At 56.0% G+C, this 22,912-nt stretch carries 17 protein-coding genes, 2 tRNA genes and 1 pseudogene; 9 read left to right on the top strand and 11 right to left on the bottom strand.

The features are described from left to right. Positions 1-70: 70 nt before the first annotated feature. The 3 genes from VFA76_09940 to VFA76_09930 all read right to left on the bottom strand — a co-directional run bounded on the left by VFA76_09940 (position 71) and on the right by VFA76_09930 (position 3,146). Positions 71-502: a response regulator gene (locus VFA76_09940; protein HZR32156.1), complete on the bottom strand. Its 432-nt coding sequence runs from the start codon at positions 500-502 to the stop codon at positions 71-73. Then, entirely contained in the window at positions 499-2,484 is a 1,986-nt protein-coding gene (locus VFA76_09935; protein HZR32155.1) for a PAS domain S-box protein, read from the bottom strand. Before VFA76_09935 ends, VFA76_09940 begins: the two co-directional genes overlap by 4 nt. Positions 2,485-2,672: 188 nt before the next feature. Next, positions 2,673-3,146: an MEDS domain-containing protein gene (locus VFA76_09930; GenBank protein HZR32154.1), complete on the bottom strand. Its 474-nt coding sequence runs from the start codon at positions 3,144-3,146 to the stop codon at positions 2,673-2,675. A 257-nt stretch (positions 3,147-3,403) separates the two neighbouring features. Here VFA76_09930 and VFA76_09925 point away from each other — a divergent pair, with 257 nt between their 5' ends. The 4 genes from VFA76_09925 (at position 3,404) to VFA76_09910 (ending at position 5,414) form a co-directional block, all read left to right on the top strand. Further along, entirely contained in the window at positions 3,404-3,808 is a 405-nt protein-coding gene (locus tag VFA76_09925; protein ID HZR32153.1) for a hypothetical protein, read from the top strand. Positions 3,809-3,860: 52 nt separating this feature from the next. Then, complete coding sequence (locus VFA76_09920) at positions 3,861-4,400, top strand: MEDS domain-containing protein (GenBank protein HZR32152.1); 540 nt, start codon at positions 3,861-3,863, stop codon at positions 4,398-4,400. 155 nt (positions 4,401-4,555) lie between these two features. Further along, positions 4,556-4,629, top strand: a tRNA-Gln gene (locus VFA76_09915). Positions 4,630-4,796: 167 nt separating this feature from the next. Continuing rightward, positions 4,797-5,414: a YceI family protein gene (locus VFA76_09910; protein ID HZR32151.1), complete on the top strand. Its 618-nt coding sequence runs from the start codon at positions 4,797-4,799 to the stop codon at positions 5,412-5,414. On the opposite strand, the gene VFA76_09905 is transcribed toward VFA76_09910, so the two are convergent. After that, positions 5,307-6,254: a hypothetical protein gene (locus tag VFA76_09905; GenBank protein HZR32150.1), complete on the bottom strand. Its 948-nt coding sequence runs from the start codon at positions 6,252-6,254 to the stop codon at positions 5,307-5,309. The two genes, VFA76_09910 and VFA76_09905, sit on opposite strands and share 108 nt — an antisense overlap. Before the next feature lie 198 nt (positions 6,255-6,452). Between VFA76_09905 and VFA76_09900 the strand changes: the two genes are divergently transcribed. Together VFA76_09900 and VFA76_09895 are read left to right on the top strand one after the other, a co-directional pair. Continuing rightward, a complete protein-coding gene (locus tag VFA76_09900; protein HZR32149.1) occupies positions 6,453-8,744 on the top strand; it encodes a DUF5916 domain-containing protein in 2,292 nt (763 codons plus the stop codon). Between the two features lie 129 nt (positions 8,745-8,873). After that, positions 8,874-11,090: a discoidin domain-containing protein gene (locus VFA76_09895; protein HZR32148.1), complete on the top strand. Its 2,217-nt coding sequence runs from the start codon at positions 8,874-8,876 to the stop codon at positions 11,088-11,090. Between the two features lie 97 nt (positions 11,091-11,187). On the opposite strand, the gene VFA76_09890 is transcribed toward VFA76_09895, so the two are convergent. From VFA76_09890 to VFA76_09880, 3 genes and pseudogenes are all read right to left on the bottom strand, one after another. Continuing rightward, a complete protein-coding gene (locus VFA76_09890; GenBank protein HZR32147.1) occupies positions 11,188-11,997 on the bottom strand; it encodes a hypothetical protein in 810 nt (269 codons plus the stop codon). A 292-nt stretch (positions 11,998-12,289) separates the two neighbouring features. After that, positions 12,290-13,276 (bottom strand): annotated as a pseudogene (gene ftsZ / locus VFA76_09885) (cell division protein FtsZ). A 130-nt stretch (positions 13,277-13,406) separates the two neighbouring features. Beyond that, complete coding sequence (locus tag VFA76_09880; protein ID HZR32146.1) at positions 13,407-13,751, bottom strand: DUF4118 domain-containing protein; 345 nt, start codon at positions 13,749-13,751, stop codon at positions 13,407-13,409. Positions 13,752-14,069: 318 nt separating this feature from the next. Here VFA76_09880 and VFA76_09875 point away from each other — a divergent pair, with 318 nt between their 5' ends. Then, on the top strand, positions 14,070-17,357 hold the full coding sequence (locus VFA76_09875; GenBank protein HZR32145.1) for a DUF3857 domain-containing protein: 3,288 nt from the start codon (positions 14,070-14,072) through the stop codon (positions 17,355-17,357). A gap of 105 nt (positions 17,358-17,462) precedes the next feature. Here VFA76_09875 and VFA76_09870 read toward each other — a convergent pair. The 4 genes from VFA76_09870 to VFA76_09855 all read right to left on the bottom strand — a co-directional run bounded on the left by VFA76_09870 (position 17,463) and on the right by VFA76_09855 (position 20,195). Then, positions 17,463-17,551, bottom strand: a tRNA-Leu gene (locus VFA76_09870). 85 nt (positions 17,552-17,636) lie between these two features. Beyond that, positions 17,637-17,906: a hypothetical protein gene (locus VFA76_09865; protein ID HZR32144.1), complete on the bottom strand. Its 270-nt coding sequence runs from the start codon at positions 17,904-17,906 to the stop codon at positions 17,637-17,639. A 232-nt stretch (positions 17,907-18,138) separates the two neighbouring features. Beyond that, on the bottom strand, positions 18,139-19,044 hold the full coding sequence (locus VFA76_09860; GenBank protein HZR32143.1) for a GGDEF domain-containing protein: 906 nt from the start codon (positions 19,042-19,044) through the stop codon (positions 18,139-18,141). A gap of 86 nt (positions 19,045-19,130) precedes the next feature. Then, positions 19,131-20,195: an alpha-L-fucosidase gene (locus tag VFA76_09855; GenBank protein HZR32142.1), complete on the bottom strand. Its 1,065-nt coding sequence runs from the start codon at positions 20,193-20,195 to the stop codon at positions 19,131-19,133. Between the two features lie 260 nt (positions 20,196-20,455). Between VFA76_09855 and VFA76_09850 the strand changes: the two genes are divergently transcribed. Both VFA76_09850 and VFA76_09845 read left to right on the top strand, forming a co-directional pair. Then, positions 20,456-22,219 (top strand): D-aminoacylase, encoded by a 1,764-nt coding sequence (locus VFA76_09850; protein ID HZR32141.1) that lies wholly within the window; start codon positions 20,456-20,458, stop codon positions 22,217-22,219. A gap of 85 nt (positions 22,220-22,304) precedes the next feature. Continuing rightward, a complete protein-coding gene (locus tag VFA76_09845) occupies positions 22,305-22,652 on the top strand; it encodes a hypothetical protein (GenBank protein HZR32140.1) in 348 nt (115 codons plus the stop codon). Positions 22,653-22,912: the final 260 nt, after the last annotated feature.

The raw sequence follows: 22,912 nt of genomic DNA, 5'->3' as shown, positions 1-22,912 counted from the left end.
GGTTTTTGTGGGCACTTATTGTTTTGATTCTCGCCCAAGTTTTAGGCAGTCTGGCACGATCACTCACGCATCACTTAGGCCACGATCCGACACCGGCTCCGATGAGTTGCTCGACCCTTTCCAGCAACACACTTGGGTGTACCGGCTTTGCCAGCAACTCAAATCGATGGCCGCGTGCTTCCGCATCTTGCAGCATCTGCGCAGTAGCTGCCTGCCCGGAAAAAAGTAATACGCGGCACGTTGAGTATTCTCGTTTCACGGCGATTCCCAACTCGATTCCGCTCATGCCGGGCATGACAACGTCCGTAATGAGGAGGTCTGGGATGCGTGCGTGACATGTCTCGAGAGCAGTTGCACCGTCGTAGGTTGCCCTGGATTCATAGCCTTTGGACTCAAGAATGGCGGTTAACGTGTCTGCGATACGTTTTTCGTCATCGACGACCAGCACGTACCGTTGGCGCAGGTCCCGGTTCGAAGTGTTTGTTGCGCCATTTTCTGTCATACAGCCTGTCTCAGGGTTTCCTGCACGGCAGGTCGTTCGAGCGACGGCAGAACAATCGAAAAAACAGTCCAGCTGTGTCCATGCCGCGTGCTACTCTTCATCCGAATTGAACCGTGGTGTTTCTCAACAATATTCTTGCAGATCCACAGCCCCAGACCGGTTCCAACCTCTCTCTTCGTGGTAAAGAATGGTTCGAACAGTCGCGACCGAAGTTCCGGAGGGATTCCCGGACCATTATCGGCCACCGTAATTCGGATTTTGCGTGCGGTGGAAGCGCCATCCAATGTGTTCAACCTGATGCGCACAACTCCACCCTGATCAACAGCGTCGATGCTGTTGCTTAACAGATTGGCGATGAGTTGGCGCATTTCGCCTGGTACAGCGCAAATGTCGCCATCATCGCGAATCTCGGGCCGAATCATGACGCCTTTGTTTCCTGCACGAGTCGCGAACACGGATACGAGCGGGTCGATAAGCGATCCGACACTCAACAGGGTAGGAGTCGTCGTCTCACGGTAAAACCCCAAAGTTTGTTTGGTGAGATGGGAAATACGGTCCAGTTCGTCCTCGACTGCGCCAAGGAACTCCCGGACGTCACTACGGTCCGCACGGTCCTTGGCCAGGTAAACAAGATTCGTGACTGCCTCAAGCGGGTTGTTGATTTCGTGGGCGACTGTAGCGGCCAGGCGCCCGACGGAAGCGAGTCGCTCGGCTGTTCGGAGAGCTTGTTCGGCTCGTTTTTGATGAGTGATCTCGCGCGCGATCTTAGCTGCGCCAATAATGTTGCCTTTTTCGTCCCGCACGGGCGAGATCGTGAGCGACACGTCAATGCGTTCACCCGCCTTGGTAAGGCGGACGGTTTCAAAGTGCTCGATTCTTTCACCTTTGCCGATCGCCGCTAATATCTCGTCCTCGTCGTCCTGCAACTCGGGAGGAATGATTCTTCTGATCGACCGACCGACCATCTCTTCGGCCGAGTAGCCGAAAATTCGTTCTGCTGCTGGATTCCAGCTGCTGACAATGCCTTTCAGATTCTTGCTGACGATGGCATCGTCGGATGAGTCGACAATCGCTGCTAGTCGCTGGGAAGCAACGAGCGTCGTCTCCAGCGCTTCTCTTGCTTTCACTGCGTCAGTGACTTCCATGGCATGGACGAGAACGCCATCGACGGTTCCTGCCGCCTTCTTCACCGGCTGATAAACAAAATCGAAATAGGCTTCTTCTGGTTGACCCGTATGTGCGCGGTTAAGAACTGCGCGGGCGCCGCGACCGACGTAGGATTCACCGGTTCGGAAGACCTCGTCGAGAAGTGAGACAAATGGCTGTGTCTCGATCTCCGGCAAACTTTCCAGTACCGTTTTTCCGAGGAAATCGGAAGAGCTGCTCCGTCCCGTTAGGCGGACATACTGTTCGTTGACGTACACCCAACGATGTTGAGGTCCGCTCGTCAGCCCAATCGCAGCAGGAGCCTGTGCGAGTAGTTCTTCGACACGGCCGCGCTCAAACTCGGCTTTCGATCGCAGGCGTGCGGTCTGCACCGCCACGGCGCCTTGGTTCGCCGCAACTGACAGAAGCAGGCCATCCGTTTCGCTTGGGAAACTCCGATTCGAACGTGCGACCGCGACAAAACCCTCGTCGGTCGAAAGCCCAATCGGGCAAAGCGCCACTCGTAATTGCGACGGCCAGTCCGGTAACCCGGCGCTCCCGACAAAAAGCGCTGCGTTGCCAGCTTCGGCTCGCAGCCGCTCGGCTTCGCCTTTGAAACCGGGATATTTCGCGGCTCGAAGGCTCTCTGTAACGTTCCCGGAATAGAGCCCGACATATACAGCTTCGGCGCGTAATGTGTGCAGCAGAGTGTCGGCAATTCCGTCGGCGATTTGTATTAGATCGCGACCGACCCAGCCGGCTGGTGTGGTGGCAAGCGCAACCAGATCACGGATGAGGCGGCGTAGCTCCCGGATTTCAGTATCGTGCTCTTGCACGTCGAAATGTGACCTCAAGCAATTGCGCGTGACACTGTGTACGCCCCGCGCTCTCGGAGCTCCGCGAGGAACTCGGCGGGCGGTACGAAGAACGGATTCCGTTGCAGGACGCCTCCAAGAATCACCATCGGATGCGTCCGCAAAATGTCCATTGCGATCCCAGCGCCAAACTTGGCGCAGTCATACGTTCATATAACGGGATCATTGTACTTGGGTAAGACAAAATTCAGCCGCGTTTCGTATTCCACGAGGTCGTCGACGCCGGGAAAATCTTCGAGCGCCCATTCCATATGCGCGACCAGGCGAGTGAGAGTGTAGCCCTCTGCCGGTCCCGCCGACAGAACCTCCTCGATCAAAGCCAGCATTCGATCTTGATCAAAGTGACCATCACGCAGATAGGCGTCTTGCCAGCGCTTCACCAGGAGTTGACCACGCGATCGTGCGCCATCGGCATCGATACCGGCCTCACGCAGTCGAGCGAGATGATCGTCGATCAGACGTGGATCCACGATGTGAAATGCCTTCTCGCCTCGTTCAATGCCTTCTCGAATGAATGGCAACAGAACGCGGTACTCCTCCTCCGGAGAATGGAAGAAGGCGCATATGTGGCGTTGCCTACCGAGCGTCGCACTGGCGAAATGGATCGGCTGTTCCGCAGTCATCACATTGCACCTCGCTGAAATTTTCGACTCTGGGGAATCCACAAGGCACACTTCACCCTCCCCGTGGGATGCAACAATAGCCAGATCGGCTGCTCGGCGCATTAATATCGGCGATTCTGTCAGTTACGGAGCGGAGGGCCGTTGCCGCTCTTTTCCTTTACCACTCTCGAACTGTTGCGCCTGCGATGCGCAGCAAGGCGCTTTTCACTCTCCGCCAACTTAGGCTAACATGTCATCCGTCTGCCGAGGCATGGACGGTGGCCCGTATTCTCTCTATCTCCTATGACACGACGCTCTTGCGAACGCGCGAGCTTTTGCTCACCGGCAAGGGTCATGACGTTGTCTCCGCCCTGGGGTTCCATCGCGGCGCCGAGGCTTGCCAAGCCGGCGGGTTCGATCTTTTCGTCCTCGGCCACAGCATTCCGCAAGAGGACAAACTGGATCTCATCCGATGCTTTCGCGAGAAGAACCCTGGAGTGCCCGTCATAGCGCTCACCCACCCTCACGAGTCGCCCCTGAAAGAAGTCGATCGGTATCTTGACCCTGGCGATCCGGCCGAACTCCTACGGAGCCTCGCTTTCCTGATCGACCCCGCCGCTGAACGTCGCCGTGCAGTCGGTCAGTCCACCCCAATAGCGCTTGTCCGAAAAAAATCGCCTTAGCCGCGAGAGAGACAGCGGAATGCGGTATGCTATTTGGATACGAGGTGAGGAGATGCCGAGCCACCTGCCGCCTGTCCACTCGGTTCACGTGTACGAACACGAAGTGGACCTGATCACCCGCCTCTGTGCCATCGTTTCGACGAGCCTTCGCCTGGGCGATGCTGTTCTCGTCGTCGCGACGGGAGATCACCGCATTCGGCTGCTTGCCGAACTCGAAAACGCCGGTATTGACGTATGCAGTGCGGCGCTCGAGCAACGCTACATCATGCTAGACGCCGCCGAGACATTGGCCACTTTCATGCTCGACGGGTTTCCTGACGCGACGCGGTTTTCCACCAGCCTTGGGACAGTGTTAGAAGATGCTCGCGCTCGCGCTAAGAGCAAGAATCAGGGCCTCACCGTGTTTGGCGAGATGGTCGCGGTTCTCTGGAACGGCGGTCAAAAGGAGGCAGCCCTGGCCCTTGAAGACATCTGGAATTCCGCCCTTGCGGGTAGCACCTTCAACCTGCATTGCGCCTATCCTCGCGCCGTATTATCCGATCCAACCGAGCTACGTTCGGTTTGCGAGGTTCATTCCCACGTCCTGCAGTAGTTCCTACCCTATAGCTCATCCTGGAACGACGGGAGGATGGCGAAGAAGAACACGGCGCAAGCTCGACTGACTCCAGCAGTGCTGTTTTAAAGGATTCCTGGCCTTGGCGGCTCCGATTTGACCAGAAGCCGTAACGTAATGAATAATTTGATGGTTGCCCCCTCGTTCAATGGTAGGACAGCTGACTCTGGATCAGCATATCGGGGTTCGAATCCCTGGGGGGCAGCCAATAAAAATGCGGTTCCCACGTCTGTAATGCCTTTTCTCCTGTTCTGTGTAACCACGTGGATTACCTTGCTCTAATTGCCGCTCCTTCGCATAAAGGTCCGCCGGCGTGGCCTCATCGTGAGCGCAACTCTGATTTATCCGAACGCACCATGTGTAACGGAGGCAAGATTGCGATTAGTAGCGAAAAATGTGCTTAAATCATCGAACGTCGTCGTCTTCTTCTGCGCGTTTCTGCTGTGCCACCTCTCTGTCGCGCAGGATAACGTCGTGCAACTGGATCCGGCCAAAACAACTGTTAAGTTCACCCTCCACGACGTGCTTCACACCATCCATGGAACCTTTCGGTTGAAATCAGGCGTGATCCATTTTGATCCCTCAACTGGAGAGGCCAGTGGGAATGTGATTATTGACGCTACCAGCGGGGAGAGCGGCAACCAATCGCGCGATAAAAAGATGCATAAGAACATTCTCCAGAGCCAGCAATATCCCACGATAGAGTTTTCCCCCAAACAGGTAATCGGAAAAGTGGCTCCACAAGGTTCTTCCCAGGTACAGGTCAAAGGGACTTTTCAACTTCACGGCTCACAGCATGATGTGACTCTCGCATTGCCCGTTCAGGTGACTGGAGACCAACTCTCCGCCACGACCCACTTCGATGTTCCCTATGAGGCGTGGGGACTAAAAAATCCAAGTACGCTCTTTCTGCGCGTCAGCAACACGGTTCAGATTGATATCACTGCGGTCGGAACTTTCCAGGCGCAGCATGGGACAGGGGTTTCCCGCTAGAGCCGCCGGGTGGGGTGAGATGTGAGCCAACTCCTTGCGATAGAGATCATTTTGGGGAAACTCGCACGCGAGGCCCTCAAGCAAATCCCGCGCCGTGTTTTGGTCCTTATCGCGGAGGGCCACCACGGCGAGCAGCAAACGTGCGTACGGCGCAAGATAGTGTCCCTTCTGAGCGGTGAGCCGCAGCTTCTGAACACCCTCGGTTTTATCAGTTTGCGCGCCCCCAAGTCGCAAGATCCACCGGATCGGTGCGGGGTGCAAGCTCAACAGATAATTCTCTACTCCGACCGCAAGATGTGCGTCATAGCAGGTGGGATCCGCCGATAGAACTTTCTCCGCGAGCTCACGTGCCTTTTTTATGTAGCTCAAGGCCGCCAGATTTCTCCTCTCAATGAGGGCCGCGTAATCCCCGCGCAGGCCGTTCGCCATGAGCAAAGCCAGGAGGGCATGTGCGTCATTCGGCGTCGCTGCCAGTTTTCGATTTGCAAGTTGGTCACTTCTTGAAAGTTCACTTTCAAAAGAGGTCTTCACCGTGGGATCGGGAGCCAATTTGGGCCGCTCCTCAAATTTAGCGTTCTCGGTGAACAGATCGAATTCGAGGGTTTTGAGCCGTTTGAACTCGGCGAACAGATAGGCCGCCGCATTTGATACCGGACCTAACGGATCATCGGGATGCAACTGTTCCCATTGGGCGAAAGTCTTGTGAGCTCCTACAAAGTCGAGGTTATACATCTGCCTGTAACCGGTGTTGAGATCGAGTGCCACCGTTTGGGTGTGAGCGGGCGAGTTGGCGGCGATCAGCAATAAGGCAGTTGCGATGCCGTAGTTGAGGAATCTCATGCGCGTTTTCAATGCTAGTGCAATTGTAAGCGCAATCATTGCCCGCCATCGGGGGCTACCCCGGCGGTGAACAGATAGTCTCAATAGAGGAGCTACTCGTTCTGTAAATCTTTACCCCTGCTGCCCATTCCTTGCTTTCATTCTCTTTGTCCGCCCGTCAAAAGCTGCAACGCGGAAGTTCAATGCGTTCGCCGAACAATGAAGCTGCTCACTCGAATACCGCTGGGCCGTTCGGTAGTTCTGGCTCTCGTCTCGTTTTCGGCGGCTTCGTTGGCAGCCCAAGCACCAGTTAATCGGCCATCTGAGCGTGCGGTAAGCATCCCACATATGCAGCAGGCGCCGACAATAGAGGATTTTCTCTCCATGGAGCCGAGCCCACGCATGGCGGGCAAGATGGCCCGCATCGAGGGTTTCCACCAGTGGATTCCGCACGACGGTGAACCGGTTAGCCAACGCACAGTGGCCTATCTGGGATACGACAGAAAGAACTTCTACGCGGTATTCGTCTGTTTTGACAAGGAACCGAATAAAATCCTCACCCACCTGGGCCACCGTGATGACATTTGGGACGATGATTTTGTGGACATCTGGATAGACAGTTTTCACGATCATCGTCGAGCCTATGAGTTCGTTGTGAACCCCTCTGGCATCCAGGGCGACGGTCTGGCCACCGACAATACCGAGGATTTCAGTTTCGATACTGTCTGGTATTCCCGTGGGCAGATCACTACCCAGGGCTGGGTGGCGTGGATGGCCCTTCCATTCAAGTCGCTGCGATTCAGCAACGCTCCCGTCCAGAGCTGGGGGATATCCCTACAACGGGAGATTCATCGCGCCAACGAAAAATCCTTCTGGCCATCAAGCAGCCGCCGTAACGGAGGGATCATCGCCCAGAATGGCGAGATGAACGGGATAGAAAACATCTCGCCTGGGCGCAACATGCAGTTCATCCCTTATGGCCTGATGCGTGCCTTTCGCGGCTTGGATCTGCGTGATCCTAATGCTCCGCGGTTTGACTCTCGCGATGCCAAGTTTGACGGCGGTGTGGACGCCAAGTTCATCATCAAGGACAGCATGGTTCTGGACGCCACCGTTGAGCCCGATTTCAGCCAGGTCGAGTCTGACCAGCCGCAGGTCACCGTCAGCCAGCGTTTTGAAGTTTTCTTCCCGGAGAAGCGTCCTTTCTTTCTGGAAAATTCCAATTACTTCGACACCCCTATCAATCTGTTTTTTACGCGCCGTATCGCTCAGCCCCAATACGGAGTTCGGCTCACCGGAAAAATGGGGAAGTACTCCATAGGCACGCTGGTGGCCGACGATCGCTCTCCTGGTCTGCTCGTCCCCGACAACGATCCGCTGGCCAATAAACGTGCCTACTTCGGCATTGCGCGTGTGAGCCGCGACGTAGGAAAGGATTCCACCGTCGGACTGATGTACACCGACCGCGAGTTCGATGGAAGTTTCAACCGCGTAGGTGGGGCCGACGCCACGCTGCGCCTCTCCAAGACAACCGTCAGCAGATTTCAGGCGGTTGAGAGCTCCACTCGTCAGACGGACGGAACCTACCTGGCCGGCCCTGCTTTCGAGGGAGAGCTAAGCCGCAATGGTCACAGTTTGTATGCCAACCTTCACTACACCGGACGAAGCGATGGCTTTCGCACGGAGACCGGGTTTGATCCTCAACCAGACATCCATAATGTGACCGCCGAGATTTCTTATGATTTCTGGCCAAAGAAATATCTTTTGCGCTGGCAGCCGGATTTTCAGGTTTACCGCATATATGACCACGAGGGGGATCGGCTGAACTGGGGCTACATCCCGCAGCTTACCTTCGAGATGCCGCGGCAGACGAAGCTTCAGGTTGGTTACGCTGAGGAGGCCGAACTGCTCCGTCCGAGGGACTTTTCTGTGTTGAAGGAGAATAGAGATTTTGTTCGTAATACTAGATTCTTCACCTTCCGCTCGGCCCCGTTCAGGCAGGTCATTTTCAATGTGGACTATCGCTGGGGTCGCCGTATTAACTACGCACCTCCGGTTGGCATAGACCCATATTTGGCGCGCCGCAACAGCATCACTACCGATCTAAGCGTTATACCGAGTAAACATCTGCGCATTGACAATACTTACCTCTGGTTCCGCCTGGCGGATGTGAACCACCGTGGCGTTGCCTTCAACAATCACATTCTGCGCTCCAAGTGGAATTATCAGTTCACTCCCGCACTCTCGGCTCGCGTGATCCTGCAGTATTCCACGGTGCTTGCCAACCCATTGCGTACCAGTCTTCCTACTACAAAAAACTTCAACACAGATTTTCTAATCGCGTACCTGATCCACCCCGGTACCGCGATCTACGTCGGATACAACACCAACCTGCAGAACCTCGATCGAGCACTCGCCATTGCGAACGGCGACTTGGTGCGCACTCGCAGGGCTTTTATCAACGATGACCGTCAGTTCTTCGTCAAGGTATCTTATTTGTTCCGATTCTGAGATGTATCTGCGTTTGTTTGAGGTGCTCCTGGAAGCGGCCCGCAAGCCCTCAAATGTGAGCCGCTAGCCGCCTTGATAAGCAGTCTCTTGGCGTGCTAATCTCCGCGATCCGACATGCTCCAGATGATAATGGCAGGGGGAATTGTCACGATCCAATCTGTAAAGGTAAGAACTGCCGCTCGATTTAACATTACTGCCATTTTGGCCTTCACTGTGCTGTTTGCGTCGGGGGAGTCCAGAACAGCTCCCGCTCAATCAAACCCAAGCGTCGGAAGCCAAATCCCAACCGTGCGCGTGGATGTTACTCCAGGCCATGTCATTAATTCCTTCGACCCGGACAGCGCTCTCGGCAGCTCGGTTGATGTTTTGTCTCACGACGACATAGACAAAGTTTATTCTCCCCATATCATCCAGGAATCGCTTTCGGCGGGCTGGGGCCCGATCACCTATCGTAACAACACCGAGCTCCGCATGGCGGTCTGGCACTGGAACGAGAGCGGAAGCTGGAGCGATTCCTCCCACAAGAGCGGGTATTTCACCGGCAGCACTGAACTGATGGAACCGATTCGTTACATTCTGGCTTACGCGTTGCCGCATCGCGGTTTTTCAACCAGCGGCGATCGCCCGGTGCAAGGCCCTAACCTCACTTATTGGAAAAGCAATCCTTATCTCACCAGCAAGTTCACAGGCGAGAGCGACACGTTGCATCCACAATGGGTGGTGGTGGATCTCCAAGTCGAAAAGCCGGTGAACGCCGTCCGCATAGCCTGGGAAAATCCCTTCGCCAGGAGCTACCAGGTTGAGTACTGGATCGGAAAAGATGCGCTCGATTTCGACGGTGGCCCGCAGGGCCAATGGAGAGTTTTTCCGTCCGGAGCGATCAACGATTCCAAAGGCGGAACAGTCACTCTGAAACTGGCGGATGTCCCCGTTTCAACTCAATTTCTTCGCGTCCTGATGACGGAATCTTCCAATACTTGCGATCTTCACGGCTCGGATGACCTCCGTAATTGCGTCGGCTATGCCATTCGGGAGGTTCGAGCTGGCAGCCTGGATTCCAGCGGGGCTTTTGTGGAGGTGCAAAAAGCCTTCAGCGATAAGCCCACCACCTATACTTCTTCTTCCATAGATCCCTGGCACTCCGCTGGCGACGTGAACGCAACCGGCAGTTACCAACACACCGGCTTCGATCTTTTTTTCACCAGCGGCATTACTAACAACCTACCGGCGATGATTCCGGTGACTATGCTTTACGGAACTCCGGAAGATTCCGCCGCCCAGATAGCCTACATTGAAAAGCGCGGCTACCCAATCTCGTACATAGAAATGGGGGAAGAGCCGGATGGGAAGCACGCGATGCCGGAAGACTACGCTGCTCTTTACATTCAGTGGGCCACCGCGATTCAGAAGGTTGATCCCAAACTCAAACTGGGAGGGCCGATCTTCGAAGGCGTGAACGAAGACATCCGGGTCTGGCCAGACGCTCAGGGCCGGACCTCATGGATGGGGCGCTTTGTGGATTACTTGAAGTCGCATGGCCATCTCTCCGACCTTGCGTTTGTCTCGTTTGAGCACTATCCCTTTGAAGCTTGCGACATCACTTGGAAGAGTCTTTACCAGGAACCGCAATTGATGAAACACATTCTCCAGGTGTGGAGACAAGATGGCGTACCCAAGGAAGTCCCTCTGATGGTGACTGAGGACCACCTGGCGGCGCAGCTCACGGGTCCTATGACGACCATCTTCGCGGCGCTGTGGCTCGCCGACAATGTCGGATCGTTCTTTGAGGGTGGAGGCGCCGTATTCCATCATTCCCCGATCCAGCCTCAGGACGTCCACAATACCTGCCTGGGCTGGGCTTCGTGGTCGAATTTCATCTCCGACCAGGACTACAACATCCGGGGTTACACCTCTCCTTATTTTGCCGCCCACATGATCAACCTGGAGTGGGTACACCACCGCTCAGGTGTGCATCACATGTTTCCTTCTTCTATTGATATCAAAGACAGGGAAGGGAACGCGCTCGTCACTTCTTACGCGCTGCATCGGCCGGACGGGAACTGGTCGTTAATGCTGGTCAACCGAGACGAGAACGATCCGCACTTAGTGAGAGTTGTATTTGACGATCTCAAGGCAAAGCGGAACGTGTCATTCGCCGGTCCGGTGAAGCTCGTGACCTTTGGCAGCGAACAATATGTTTGGATCAACGACGGTCAAAACAGTCATGCAGATCCGGACGGCCCGCCGGTTGCCAGCAGCATTGTCGCAAACCCTCAAACTACATTTACGCTGCCCAAAGCATCCATCACCGTTTTGCGCGGCCGGGTACCAGGTGTAAAGGAGTGAGTTGCCGCACACCAGTGTTGGGAAGTTGAACAGAACTCCCGGATTCCGTACAGACGCGAACAGCCTATGCGACTGCTTCGGAGCTTGCGGACACGAACTACGCAACTCGTCGTTGCGGCTTGTCCCCGGTTGAGCTTCTCAGCCTTTGCCCGTACTCTCGTCCGCGCTCATATCCGCGCACGAAAATAGGATCTTCACAAATCTGAGGAGAGGTTCGGCTGAGCAACTCTTTACACTCCGCATAGGTTTTTCCGCGAGTGTCAGGCCGTAGAGCGGCTTCATATCCTGACCGGTAAGTGCGCTCGCGCTCGGCGGCGCTGTCCCCAGGGGCTTGATAGTGTTCCTGTTCCGCGTCCCGCAGGCCGATCCACCAGGTCTCACGTGCCGCGTCAATGCTCTCCGCCCCTCGGGCGGCAAAGATCTTCCTTGCGGCTTCCAACTGCTGATTTTCGTCGCTGAAGACCACAACTACCGTACGGCCCCGCCGCAACGCATCTTCGTAGAAGAAGATCTCATCCTCGGGAAGCCCGGCGGTGTTTGCAGTTTCGAATTTCTCGCCCGCAGCCGCTCCGACCGCGGCACCCCCTACGCCCAGAAGACCGGCAGCTGCCAGTCCGGCGGCAATTACGGGTCCAATGCCGGGAATAAATAAGCTAGCTATCGCCGAACCTGCCGAGAGCCCGCCCGCCGCACCGATTGCGCCACCGACGAGGGCGCCGATTCCTTTCCCAATGCCCGGCTGCTCGGTCTCACTTTTGGGAAGCTGGGCGAGTTCTTGCTCTACAGTATTAAGGTCGCCGGGGGTGAGCAGGTTAATCTTTTCCTGGGGAATTCCGGCTGCACGAAGATCGGCCACGGCTTCATTGGCCTCAGAAATCGAACGAAAGATTCCAACCGCGCTCTGCATCGTTAGCTCCTCCATATTGAGAGAAGCACAGGCGCAAAGCCGGGTTGCAGCGAAGTACTCCTGGCGGGGACATTTAGTTTAAATCCGGCTGCCGCTCAGTTCGGGTGAATACAAGAGGCCACCTCCCCGCGTCTGGAACGTGGATCGGTGACCCTTCTTAGCTCTGGTTTACTGCCGCACGGAGCGGCTCAGCCGGTGCCAATCTCTCGTTAACTTCCCGTGCTTTATAGCTGGATGCAATCCTGGCCTGCGAAATGGCGAGCGACGCGGAAGAAATCCCGGGGTCCCGCTGCTCGGTAGCGTCATAGCGGAAGCCGGTGGCGATCACGGTGATCTTGATCTCGTCTTTCATGCTTTCGTCAAGCACAGCACCGAAGATGATGTTGGCGTCGTCGTCGGCCGCGCCCTGGATGATGCCGCAGGCCTCATTGACCTCGTGCAAGGTAAGCGTGCTCGAGCCGGTAATGTTGATCAGAAGACCCCGTGCGCCAAAGATACCGCCGTTATCCAGCAAAGGCGACGAGACGGCGCGCTTGGCGGCCTCCATGGCGCGGCGCTCCCCGCTGGCGCGAGCGGTACCCATCACCGCATAGCCCATACCCTCCATGGTGGTGCGGACGTCGGCGAAGTCGCGGTTGATAATGCCGGGAATCGTGATGATGTCTGAAATGCCCTGGACGGCCTGCCGCAAGACATCGTCGGCCACACGGAAGGACTCGAAAAATCCGGCGTCTTCAGCCACCGTCAATAGCTTTTCATTGGGGATAACGATGACCGTGCCCACGGAGTGCATGAGTTCCGACACTCCGGATTCAGCCTGCTGCATGCGGCGTTTACCTTCGAATTTGAAAGGCTTGGTGACCACGGCCACGGTGAGCGATCCCAATTCTGCCGCCAACGAGGCAATGATGGGAGCAGCTCCGGTGCCGGTGCCGCCACCGAGTCCAGCCGTGACAAAAACCATGTCCGCGCCCTCCAGGGCGTCCAGGAGTTTGTCCGTGTCTTCAAGCGCTGCTTTACGGCCGATCTCGGGATTGGCCCCCGCGCCTAAGCCATTGCTGAGTTTGCTGCCGAGCTGAATCTTCACGGGCGCGCGCGAGCTGCGTAGGGATTGCAGATCGGTGTTGGCCACCACAAATTCAACCCCTTCGAGCCGGGCCTCAATCATGCGGTTAACGGCGTTAACACCGCCTCCACCAACCCCAATCACTTTGATCTTCGCAGGTGGCATCACACCTGCGTCCAAGCCGACTCGCAATTCCGTGACTTTCTCGCTCATACACTTCTCCCGCGGCGCCAAATTTGATTTGTTGCACTGACCTTAGGGCGATCGTGGGAAACACTCAATAAGGTGATCAGCGTAGAGGATGTAATAAAGTGTGGAAAACGAAGCCATTGCAGATCAGGCGCTACTGCCGGTGGTGGGTGTGCCGGCCGCTCGGCGGGGAAAGCAGATACGAAAGGGCGACTCCTGCCAGCACCATCCAGCCAAGATTGGCGCGCGCGCCTTCATCGGAAACGGCGAGGCTGCCAATGGGTCTATAGGTGAACACGGCGAAGATCAGCGCGGAAACGATACAACCCACTATGCCGGCACTCACACCGAAGCGGAGCGATACACAGAGCACAACAATAAGGAAAACCAGCGGCAAGTTCTCAGGCGCAGGATGGCCAAAGTAACGTATTGCCGTCAATGCGGCAGCGGAGCCACAGATTAGAACTCCGATTATGGGATGAACCCAGTTGATCCTCATGGCACTCCTACTATGATGCCAAATTCCAGAGTTCCGGTCTAAAAACGAGACCCCCGCGCCGTGGAACCTGCAGTACTGTGTTTTCTTATGTTTGCCGGATTCCAGCGCTAGAGCAACAGTGCGGCACACATTACGTCGAAGGTGCTCGGCTAGTCAACAAAATTAAGCTTTCAAAACAAACATCTACCACCGTGAAGCATTCCGAAATTTGGAACAGACATTAACTTCAGTTTGAACTGTCGGCCCCATCGGGGTACATTACTCGTCGCCGCCGGCTTGAGCGGCGGCGTGAGACCATTCCGTTTTCGTAGGTTATGAATGAGAATTAGCAGTGTGGTATTGACGTTATGTCTAGTTTCCTGTTTTGCGCCAATTGCCGGGTCACAGACCTCCAAACCTGAAAGCACTAAGCCGGCCGATTCCAAACCTGCTGACGCCAAACCTGGTGACGCCAAACCTGCCGATTCCAAACCTGCCGACGCCAAGCCGGATTACTCCAAAGAGCCATTCGTAGATGAAGAGGATTCCACCAAAATCGTTTTCGAAAACGACGGTACGGGGACACGGGAGAGTTCGGTACGCGTGCGCATCCAATCCGATTCCGGCCTGAAGCGCTTCGGGGTGCTGACATTTCCTTACCAGGGTGCGGTGGAAAACGTTGAAATTGATTACATTCGTGTGCACAAGCCGGACGGTACGGTAGTGACCACCCCCGCAGAAAACATTCAGGACATGCCGTCTGAAATCACCCGCCAAGCCCCGTTTTACAGCGATTTACGGGAGAAACAAGTGGCAGTTAAGGGCCTCAGCGTGTCTGATGTGCTGGAGTGGCACACCCGCTCGGCCCTAACCAAGCCCCTGGCTCCTGGACAGTTCTGGACTGCGTTTAATTTCCCGCACGATTCCATCATCCTTCACGAAGAGGTCCAAGTCAGTGTTCCCCGGGAGCGGACCGTGCAGTGGAAGAGCCATGATTCCAAGCCGGTGATCACGGAAGTTGGCAAACGCCGCTTGTTCACGTGGACAACCTCCCAGCTGCAGCATCCGTCGCCTGAGCAACAGGAGAAAGAGCAGGAAGAGAACGTCTATCTGGCGGCTCGAGGGAAGTTACCTCCACCCCAGGTCCAGCTATCTTCTTTCCAAAGCTGGGAAGAAGTGGGTGCCTGGTACAACAAGCTGCAACGAGAGCGCATATCACCAAGCCCGGAAGTTCGTGCAAAGGCGGCTGAACTGACGAAAGCCGCAACTGACGAAAACAGCAAGATGCATGCCATCTACGACTACGTCAGCACACAGTTTCGGTACATAGGAATAGCTTTTGGCATTGGGCGATACCAGCCGCACTCCGCGGCTGAGGTGATGGCCAATCAGTATGGCGACTGCAAGGATAAACATACTTTGTTGGCCTCGCTGTTTGATGCGGTGGGCATAAGAGCTTACGCGGCGCTCATCAACAGTTCGCACGAAATCGATGCCGATGTCCCCTCTCCAGGGCAGTTCGATCATGTGGTGACGGCGGTGCCAAAGGGGACCGACTTCATTTGGCTTGACAGCACTGCAGAGGTCGCGCCATTTGCATACCTTCTCAGTGCTTTGCGCGACAAATCTGCCTTGGTCATTGCGGGTGATAAACCGGCCACCTTGGTGACCAGCGCAACTGATCCGGCGATCCCTGCGCTGCGGACATTCCGAATTGATGCCAAGCTCAGCGCGGCCGGCACGCTCGAAGGGAAAGTTGAGCACTCGGTAGCCGGCGATGACAGTGAGGTCGTGCTACGCAGTGCCTTTCGCCGAGTCCCCATGCCCCAATGGAAGGATCTGATCCAACAGATCTCTTACGGTTCAGGATTTGGTGGGGACGTGAGCGAAGTAACCGCCAGCTCTCCTGAAAAAATCAATGAACCATTACATTGGAACTATAAATACACACGCAAGGAATATTCAGACTGGTCTAATCGGCGCATTACACCGCCACTTCCGCCAATATTGTTGCCAGATCCGGAGACCAAACCATCACATCCGGTTTGGCTGGGCTCTGCGCGGGACATGGATCTCGAATCCGCAGTCGAACTTCCGAAAGGCTATCGGCCGTTACTCCCTGCGAAAGTAGATCTAAAGGAAAATTTTGGCGAGTACCACGCCAGGTATAGCGTCAAGAATGGAGTGCTCAAGGCCGACCGCAAGCTGCTTGTGAGGGTCCGCGAAGTTTCGCTCAGCGACTATGACGCCTACAAGAAATTCGTGAAGTCAATCAATAACGACCAGAACTTCTATATCGCTCTTTCCGAGAATGGCGGGGTCACGCCATTTTCCTATATGGATGCTGTTTGGGAACTTCCGTACAGTGACAATCCAGAAGCAGCTCGGGCCTATGATGAAGCGAAAGACGGATACCAGAGACACGATACCGCGGGAGAAATCGCTTCTCTGAAACATGCCGTCGAGCTTGATCCTAAATTCACGCGCGCCTGGCTCTGGATGGCAGACATCTACAAGTATGAAAGGCAGATGGACCTTGCGCTCCAGGCTTATCACTCTGCCATCACCAATGACCCGCAGCAGCCGCTGAGCTATAAAGCCTTGGCTTTTACTCTCATGACCATGAAGAAGCCGGACGACGCCATTCCGGTTTGGCGACAGGTAATTTCACTCGAACCTGACGACCCTGACAATTTTTCCAATCTCGCCGCCACGTTCTTTCTATCAAAGCGTTACAGTGAGGCGAGTGCCGCATTGGAGTCGGCTGTTAAGCTGGCCCCCGACAATCCGGATCTGCACCTGCGACTTGGGTCAAGCTACGTGCGGGCGGGCGACGAGGCGAAAGGAGTAGCCGAACTCAAGAAAGGCCTCGAACTCGATCCCAAGCCGGTGTGGTTCAATAATGCTGCATACGCATTGGCGGAAGCCAATAAACAATTGCCGTTGGCACTTCAGTACGCAGAAAAAGCGGTGCGGGAAGAGGAAGAAGCCTCTGCGAAAGTAAAGTTGGCCGAGTTGAAGAAAGAGGACCTAGGCTACACCCAAAGTTTGGCCGCCTTTTGGGACACTCTAGGATGGGTACATTTCCGCATGGGAAATCTAGACCGCGCGGAGAAATACTTGGATGCTGCGTGGACGCTCTCTCAATGGTCGGTGATAGGGGACCACCTCGGCCAGGTCTATGAGCAGGAGCATAAGAAACAGCAGGCAGTGTACACGTATCAACTTGCACTTGCTGCTGCGGGAGTATCCGGTCGGATGCCCGAGACGCAACTGCGGCTTGAGCACCTGAACGGCAAGACGACTTCAGATCGGCTTGATAACAGCGTGGCTGCGGATTTGAGCCTTCGCCGGACATTCAAACTGCGTCGAATTACGCCAGAAACGGCGAGTGCCGAGTTCTTCCTGGTGCTGGGGCAAGGATCCAAAGTGGAAGAGGTGAAGTTCATCAGCGGCTCGGATAAGCTGAAATCGGCCGACAAGGTTCTCAGCTCATTAAATTTCAAAACGCCTTTGCCCGACGACGGTCCCACTCGTTTGGTTCGAAGAGGGATTTTGAGCTGTTACTTAACAAGCGGCTGTAGCTTCGTGTTTTTAACCCCAGATATGGTCCGGTCGGTGAATTAGCTGACGGTCGGTTGCGCAGTCTGTCGCTGGCTGCTGCCACTGGGCACTGCGTATCGGTGGTAGCCGAAATTCCGAGCGAGGCCGAGCGATCTCTCTCCCAAAACCTGGTGCCCGGGGCCGGAATTGAACCGGCACGCCCCTTTCGGGGCCCGGGATTTTAAGTCCCGTGCGTCTGCCAGTTTCGCCACCCGGGCAATCGCCTCACCTTATAATACTGCTCGGCTGGGGTGTTGGCTCGGCGAAGACCAGGCAGCAGCGGCTCTGGGCCGGACACATTAATCAGTCACCAAGCCTTGAACCTTCTCTCTCTTCCTTCACCTTCACGAACCACAGGTAGATTTCGTCCACTTTGCGTATGTCTTCTGCCAGGATCTCGTAATCCGCATATTTCACTATATCCGCTTCATTGTGCCTGTGTTGTAGGTTCTCAACAATGTTATGCAGTTCATCCACCTTCGAATGCATGATCCGAAGATCGCTGATTAGCCTGACTTCCTGAATATCCAGGGTGAGGCCCTCCATGTCCTTCTTTGAACGGGCGGACATCATGACGGTGCGCCTCCTATGAAAAATATAGCTCTCCCTGCGATCCACATCTCTGTGCAGGAATCGGTGAAATTGTAGCAGTAATGCTGCTGATGAAATCCTCAGACGGGGAGATTATCCATGGTGATCACGGGAAGACTACATGTGGCCAAGGTTCCGTCGGGCTTCTACGCTCCGCCAGCAGACTGCAAGGAGTTCTTCGGGTGCAGCTGTGGAATCTAGTGAATGGACCCCTTTACTTCCCGGCGGCGGCGCCGGCGCCCGACGGCCTAGGCATCATCTCCACTTTTTTATTGGGCTGGGCGAGCGGCGGATGTTTTTTCAGGAGCATGTTGTCCTCGGCCCGGCGCAATACGTCAATTAGTGTGAGCGCCGGAACGTAGGGAGTGGCTACCCAGTCGAACGCCATTTCGTAAGGCGCATTGCTGCTGACATTCCAAAGATCTACTTTCTTCGCGAGCCGGCTGATCGACGGCTCAACTTCGGCTTCCGTGGTATCCGGCATCACTACAAGAAACTCGTCACCGCCATAGCGATAAAGGCCATCGCCCCCGCGGAATGTGCTGGTGAGGAGCCTGGCAAAATGGATGAGCAGTTGGTCGCCGGCTGTTTGTCCTAATCGAGCGTTCAATCCCTTGAAGTCCCGCAGATCGAGCAGCACAAAAATCAAGTTGCTTCCCAGGCGATTAGCGCGTGAAATCTCCCGCGGAGTAATCTGCTCCATTCCGCGCCGATTGAGAAGTTGAGTGAGAGGATCCACCAGCGAAAAATGTTCAATGCGTTCGTTGAACACCAGTTCGCGAACCAGTCTCCGCCGCGTATGATCCAGGGACCGCCGCTGCGCGACTAAATAGACATTCAGCAGGACTACCAGAGAAACCAGTCCCAGAAAGAGCTGAGGCAGGTAACGGTTATCCACCAGCATGGGGCTCGCTTCCGCGGGTAGGTTGGGTCGGACGAGTGTCAAAAAACCCACTGTAAGCACCAGAATCACAAGGCTCCCAATGCCCCATAGTTGCCAGTCGCGTCCGGAGAGCCCCTGAATCTGTGCCTGGATCTCAGCCGAATGGGCGGATTGCCCTAAGTTGGTGTCCCCACGTGCATCCTTGGAAGCCACACTTCCCACAGTTTGGAGTTCCATGTCAATTTGAGAGTTCCACAGGTTGCTAAGCGGCGGCAATATAACGGAGGTGCGGAGATAAATAAGGTCTTCTAAAAAATCGCCGATCACTTCTTAATACGCTTCGCCTTAATACGCTTCGCCACTTCTCGCAGTGTTTCAACCGCCTCGTCCGGCAGGAGGCCACGTTTATCGGGAGATAAATTCAGCAGCAGATTGCAATTGCGCTGCATGCAGTCGCGATACACCTGCGCGATGTTAGCCGCATCCATGGTTCTGAACTCCTCGCGCCAAAACCAACTATGCATCGGAGGCAGCGGCTTGTATGGCGGCCCGGTCGGGATCCACGCCTCCATGGGCATGTAATAGGTTTTGCCCTCGAACCCAATGTGCGGATTGTGCCCTTCGGGAGGCGGCAGCGTGTCCTCAGCGTTGATGACGTCCGTGGGCCAACTCTTGGGCTCGCAGATGCGGCCCAGGTTGCGCCGGCTCTGGTAATACGCCTGGTTCATGACCACAATACAGTTCGGGCTGTAGTGCTTGATGAGCCGATACAGTTCCCATCGTTGTTCCGGCGAAATCTTCCAGGTGATATCGAGGAGCTGGTAAAAGGTATGCGGATATTTGGAGTGCAGCTCCGTCAGATGGTGCTTGATGAGTTGGTAATATTTGTCCCCGATGGGTGCGTCCCAGTCGAACTTACCTTCGTTGTGGGGGTCGAGAATGCAATAATAGAAGCCCGGCTTCAAACCATATTCGCGGCAGGCTGAGACGAACGCCGCGACTACGTCCGTTTTGTTGCCGCTCGCGGCCACATCATAGTCATAGCCCTTTGAATCCCAGAGACAGAAGCCTGACATGTGCTTCGCGGTAAGCACTGCATAGCGTGCTCCGAGGTCTCGCGCGACCCGAATCCACTGCCGCACATCGAGGTGAGTTGGGTTGTAGATGGTGGCGGGCACTTTGCCGGTTTCATAATCGTCACCGGTGAACGTGTTCATGCTGAAGTGGTAGGAAACTCCGAAGCGCAGACGCTCGTAGGCGGCGAGCGCAGGTGTGCGCTTGGTGGCCGGCGCCGGCGTAGCGGCGGCGACAAGCGGCTTCACCAATCCCGGCGCCAAAGCTCCCGCGGTTGTTCCCACCGCGAGTTTCAGCAATTCTCGTCGATTCAAGATCTCAGCCCCTCACGGTATTCCTCGCTCGAATACAGCTCTCCTATGACTGCCCGCCCCGGCGGCAGCTTGCACTTGAATGGGGATCGAACCTGGGCCAGGGTGGAGAAGCAGGGCGGCAATGATCGACGCATCGGCGGTGCAGATTATACGACGGCTGCACACAAGATGACCGCTGGCCCAATCGAGATCTCGGCGATTTCCCTACTGTGTAAGCCTCGGTCAGGTAAGATGCTCTCCACAATTCTTGGGGAGGAAAAATGCTCAAGCGGCTGTCGTGGATAGTCTTGTTCGTCTTCGCGCTTGGATCATCACTTTGGTGCCAGATTCAACCCTCCGACGTTCAACCCTCCGCCGTTCAACCCTCCGCCGTTCAAACCTCCGCGGTCCAGCCCTACGACCTCGTGATCCGTAACGGCCACATCATTGATGGCACCGGCTCCCCGTGGTATTCCGGCGATGTTGGAATCCGCGATGGACGCATCGCAGGCATCGGCAATTTGGCAGATGCACCCAGCAAGCGAGCCATTGACGCGCACGGAATGGTAGTAGCTCCGGGATTTATTGACATGCTGGGACAATCTGAACTGACCATCCTGGTGAATCCCCACCTGCCGTCCAAGATTTTTCAGGGCATCACCACCGAAATCACCGGCGAGGGCGGCTCGGTGGCGCCGCTGAATGACGCCATCATCAAAGCCGACCAGGTAACTTTCGATCACCTGCAGATCACTCCCACCTGGCGCACTCTGGACCAGTACTTCGCTCGCCTGGAGAAACAGGGAATGGGCATCAACCTCGCCACCTATGTGGGCGCAACCCAGGTGCGGCGCATGGTGCTCGGCGATGTTGATCGCGCGCCCAGTCCGGCAGAACTCGAGCAAATGAAGCAGTTGGTGCGGCAGGCAATGCAACAGGGAGCGGTCGGCGTTTCCACGTCGCTCGAATACGCGCCCGCTCCCTATGCCAAGACCGATGAGTTGATCGCCCTGGCTAGCGAAGCATCGCGGTTCGGCGGCATCTATGCCTCTCACATGCGTAGCGAAGGCGACGCCGAGATGGCGGCGCTCGACGAGGCCATACGCATTGGGCGCGAAGCCCACCTTCCAGTGGAGATTTGGCACTTGAAGGTTGCGGGCAAGCAGAACTGGGGCAAGATGCCGCAGGTGATCGCAAAAATCGAAGCTGCGCGTGCATCGGGCGTGGATGTCGCCGCTGACACCTACGCGTATCCGGCATGGTTCAACAGTTTTTCAGCATTCATTCCTCCGTGGGCACACGATGGCGGCGATGCAAAGATGATCGAGCGCCTCAAAGATCCCGCGATACGCGGCCGCATCCGCAAGGAGATGCAGAATCCGAGCGCGGATTGGGACAACGAGTGGGACGAGATTCCCGGGCCACAATCAATTCTGATTGGGGTCGTACAAAAGCCCGAGCTTGTCCCGTTACAGGGAAAGACGCTGGCCGAGGTCGCGAAACTTTGGAACAAAGATCCCATTGACGCGCTCTTCGATCTTCTCATTCAGGACAATGCTTTTACCGAAGTTGCCGTTTTCGGAATGTCCGAGCCGGATGTCGCGCTCGCACTGCAGCAGCCCTGGGTCGCAGTGGACAATGACTCTTCGGGCACAGCTCCCACAGGGATCTTGGGAAAGGAGCATCCGCATCCGCGCGCGTATGGCACTTTTCCTCGCATTCTGCGCAAGTATGTTCGCGAAGAGAAAAAGCTGCGGCTGGAAGAAGTTATCCGTAAGTTTAGCGCGCTGCCGGCGCAACGCATGCGGCTGGTGGATCGCGGTGTGCTGAAAAGAGGCATGTGGGCAGATGTGGTGGTGTTCGATCCCGCAACCATTCGTGATCTGGCGACCTTCGCGAATCCCAATCAGCTCTCGCAAGGCATGGAATACGTGCTGGTGAATGGGGTGCCGGTGGTGGATGGGGGGAAGCCCACTGATGCTTTACCCGGAAAAGTGCTTCGCGGAGCGGGACACGACATCCCGGTGTCATGGGCAGCTAAGTGATCTCGGAAAGTACCGCGAAAGAATAAGGCCGACCTCAACAGTCGGCCTTTGTTTGTAGTTGTAACCGCTTTACCGCTGCGGCGGAGTGCTGCTCGCAGGAGGAGTGGTCCCGTTGGTGCTGCTCGGCGGAGTCGCGGTGTTCGGACTGCTGCTCGGCGACGTCGTGCTGCCCGGAGTAGTCGTGCTGGGGGATGTTGTGCTCGGAGGCATGTTGCTCGGGCTGGTGCTCGGCGTCGTGGTGTTGGTGCTGCTTGGGGAGGTAGTTGCAGGCGTTGTGGTGCTGGGCGTCGGCGAAGCAGTGCTCGGTGTTGGACTCGCTGTGCTGGGAGCCGGTACTGGCGTTGTAGCGCTCGGCGAGCTGGCACTGGGAGCCGGCGTCGGGGACGTTGTGCTCGGTGAAGTCGTGCTGGTTGACCCCGGTGTCGTAGTCTGATTCGGAGTAGCGGTAGATGGAGTCGTCGTTGTCGTCCCGGTTTGGCCAGGCATAGTGCTGTCTGGAGTAGTAGTCGTGGTGGTCGTGCTCTGAGTGGAGCTGCTTCCGGTGGTCGCACCCGGCGTTGCCGTGGTGCCCTGAGTTGCGGTGCTGCCGGTTGTGCCTGTACTGGTGGAACCCGTTGTGCTCTGTGCCAGGGCAAGCGCCCCTGTCATCAGCAGTGTCGCTGGTATTAGCAAATATGTTCGCATTCCCTGTGC

Source organism: Terriglobales bacterium, assembly GCA_035651655.1.
Lineage (GTDB): Bacteria > Acidobacteriota > Terriglobia > Terriglobales > Acidobacteriaceae > DASRFG01.
Note: the sequence above shows the minus strand (reverse complement) of the source record. Positions and strands in the feature narration are given on the sequence as shown.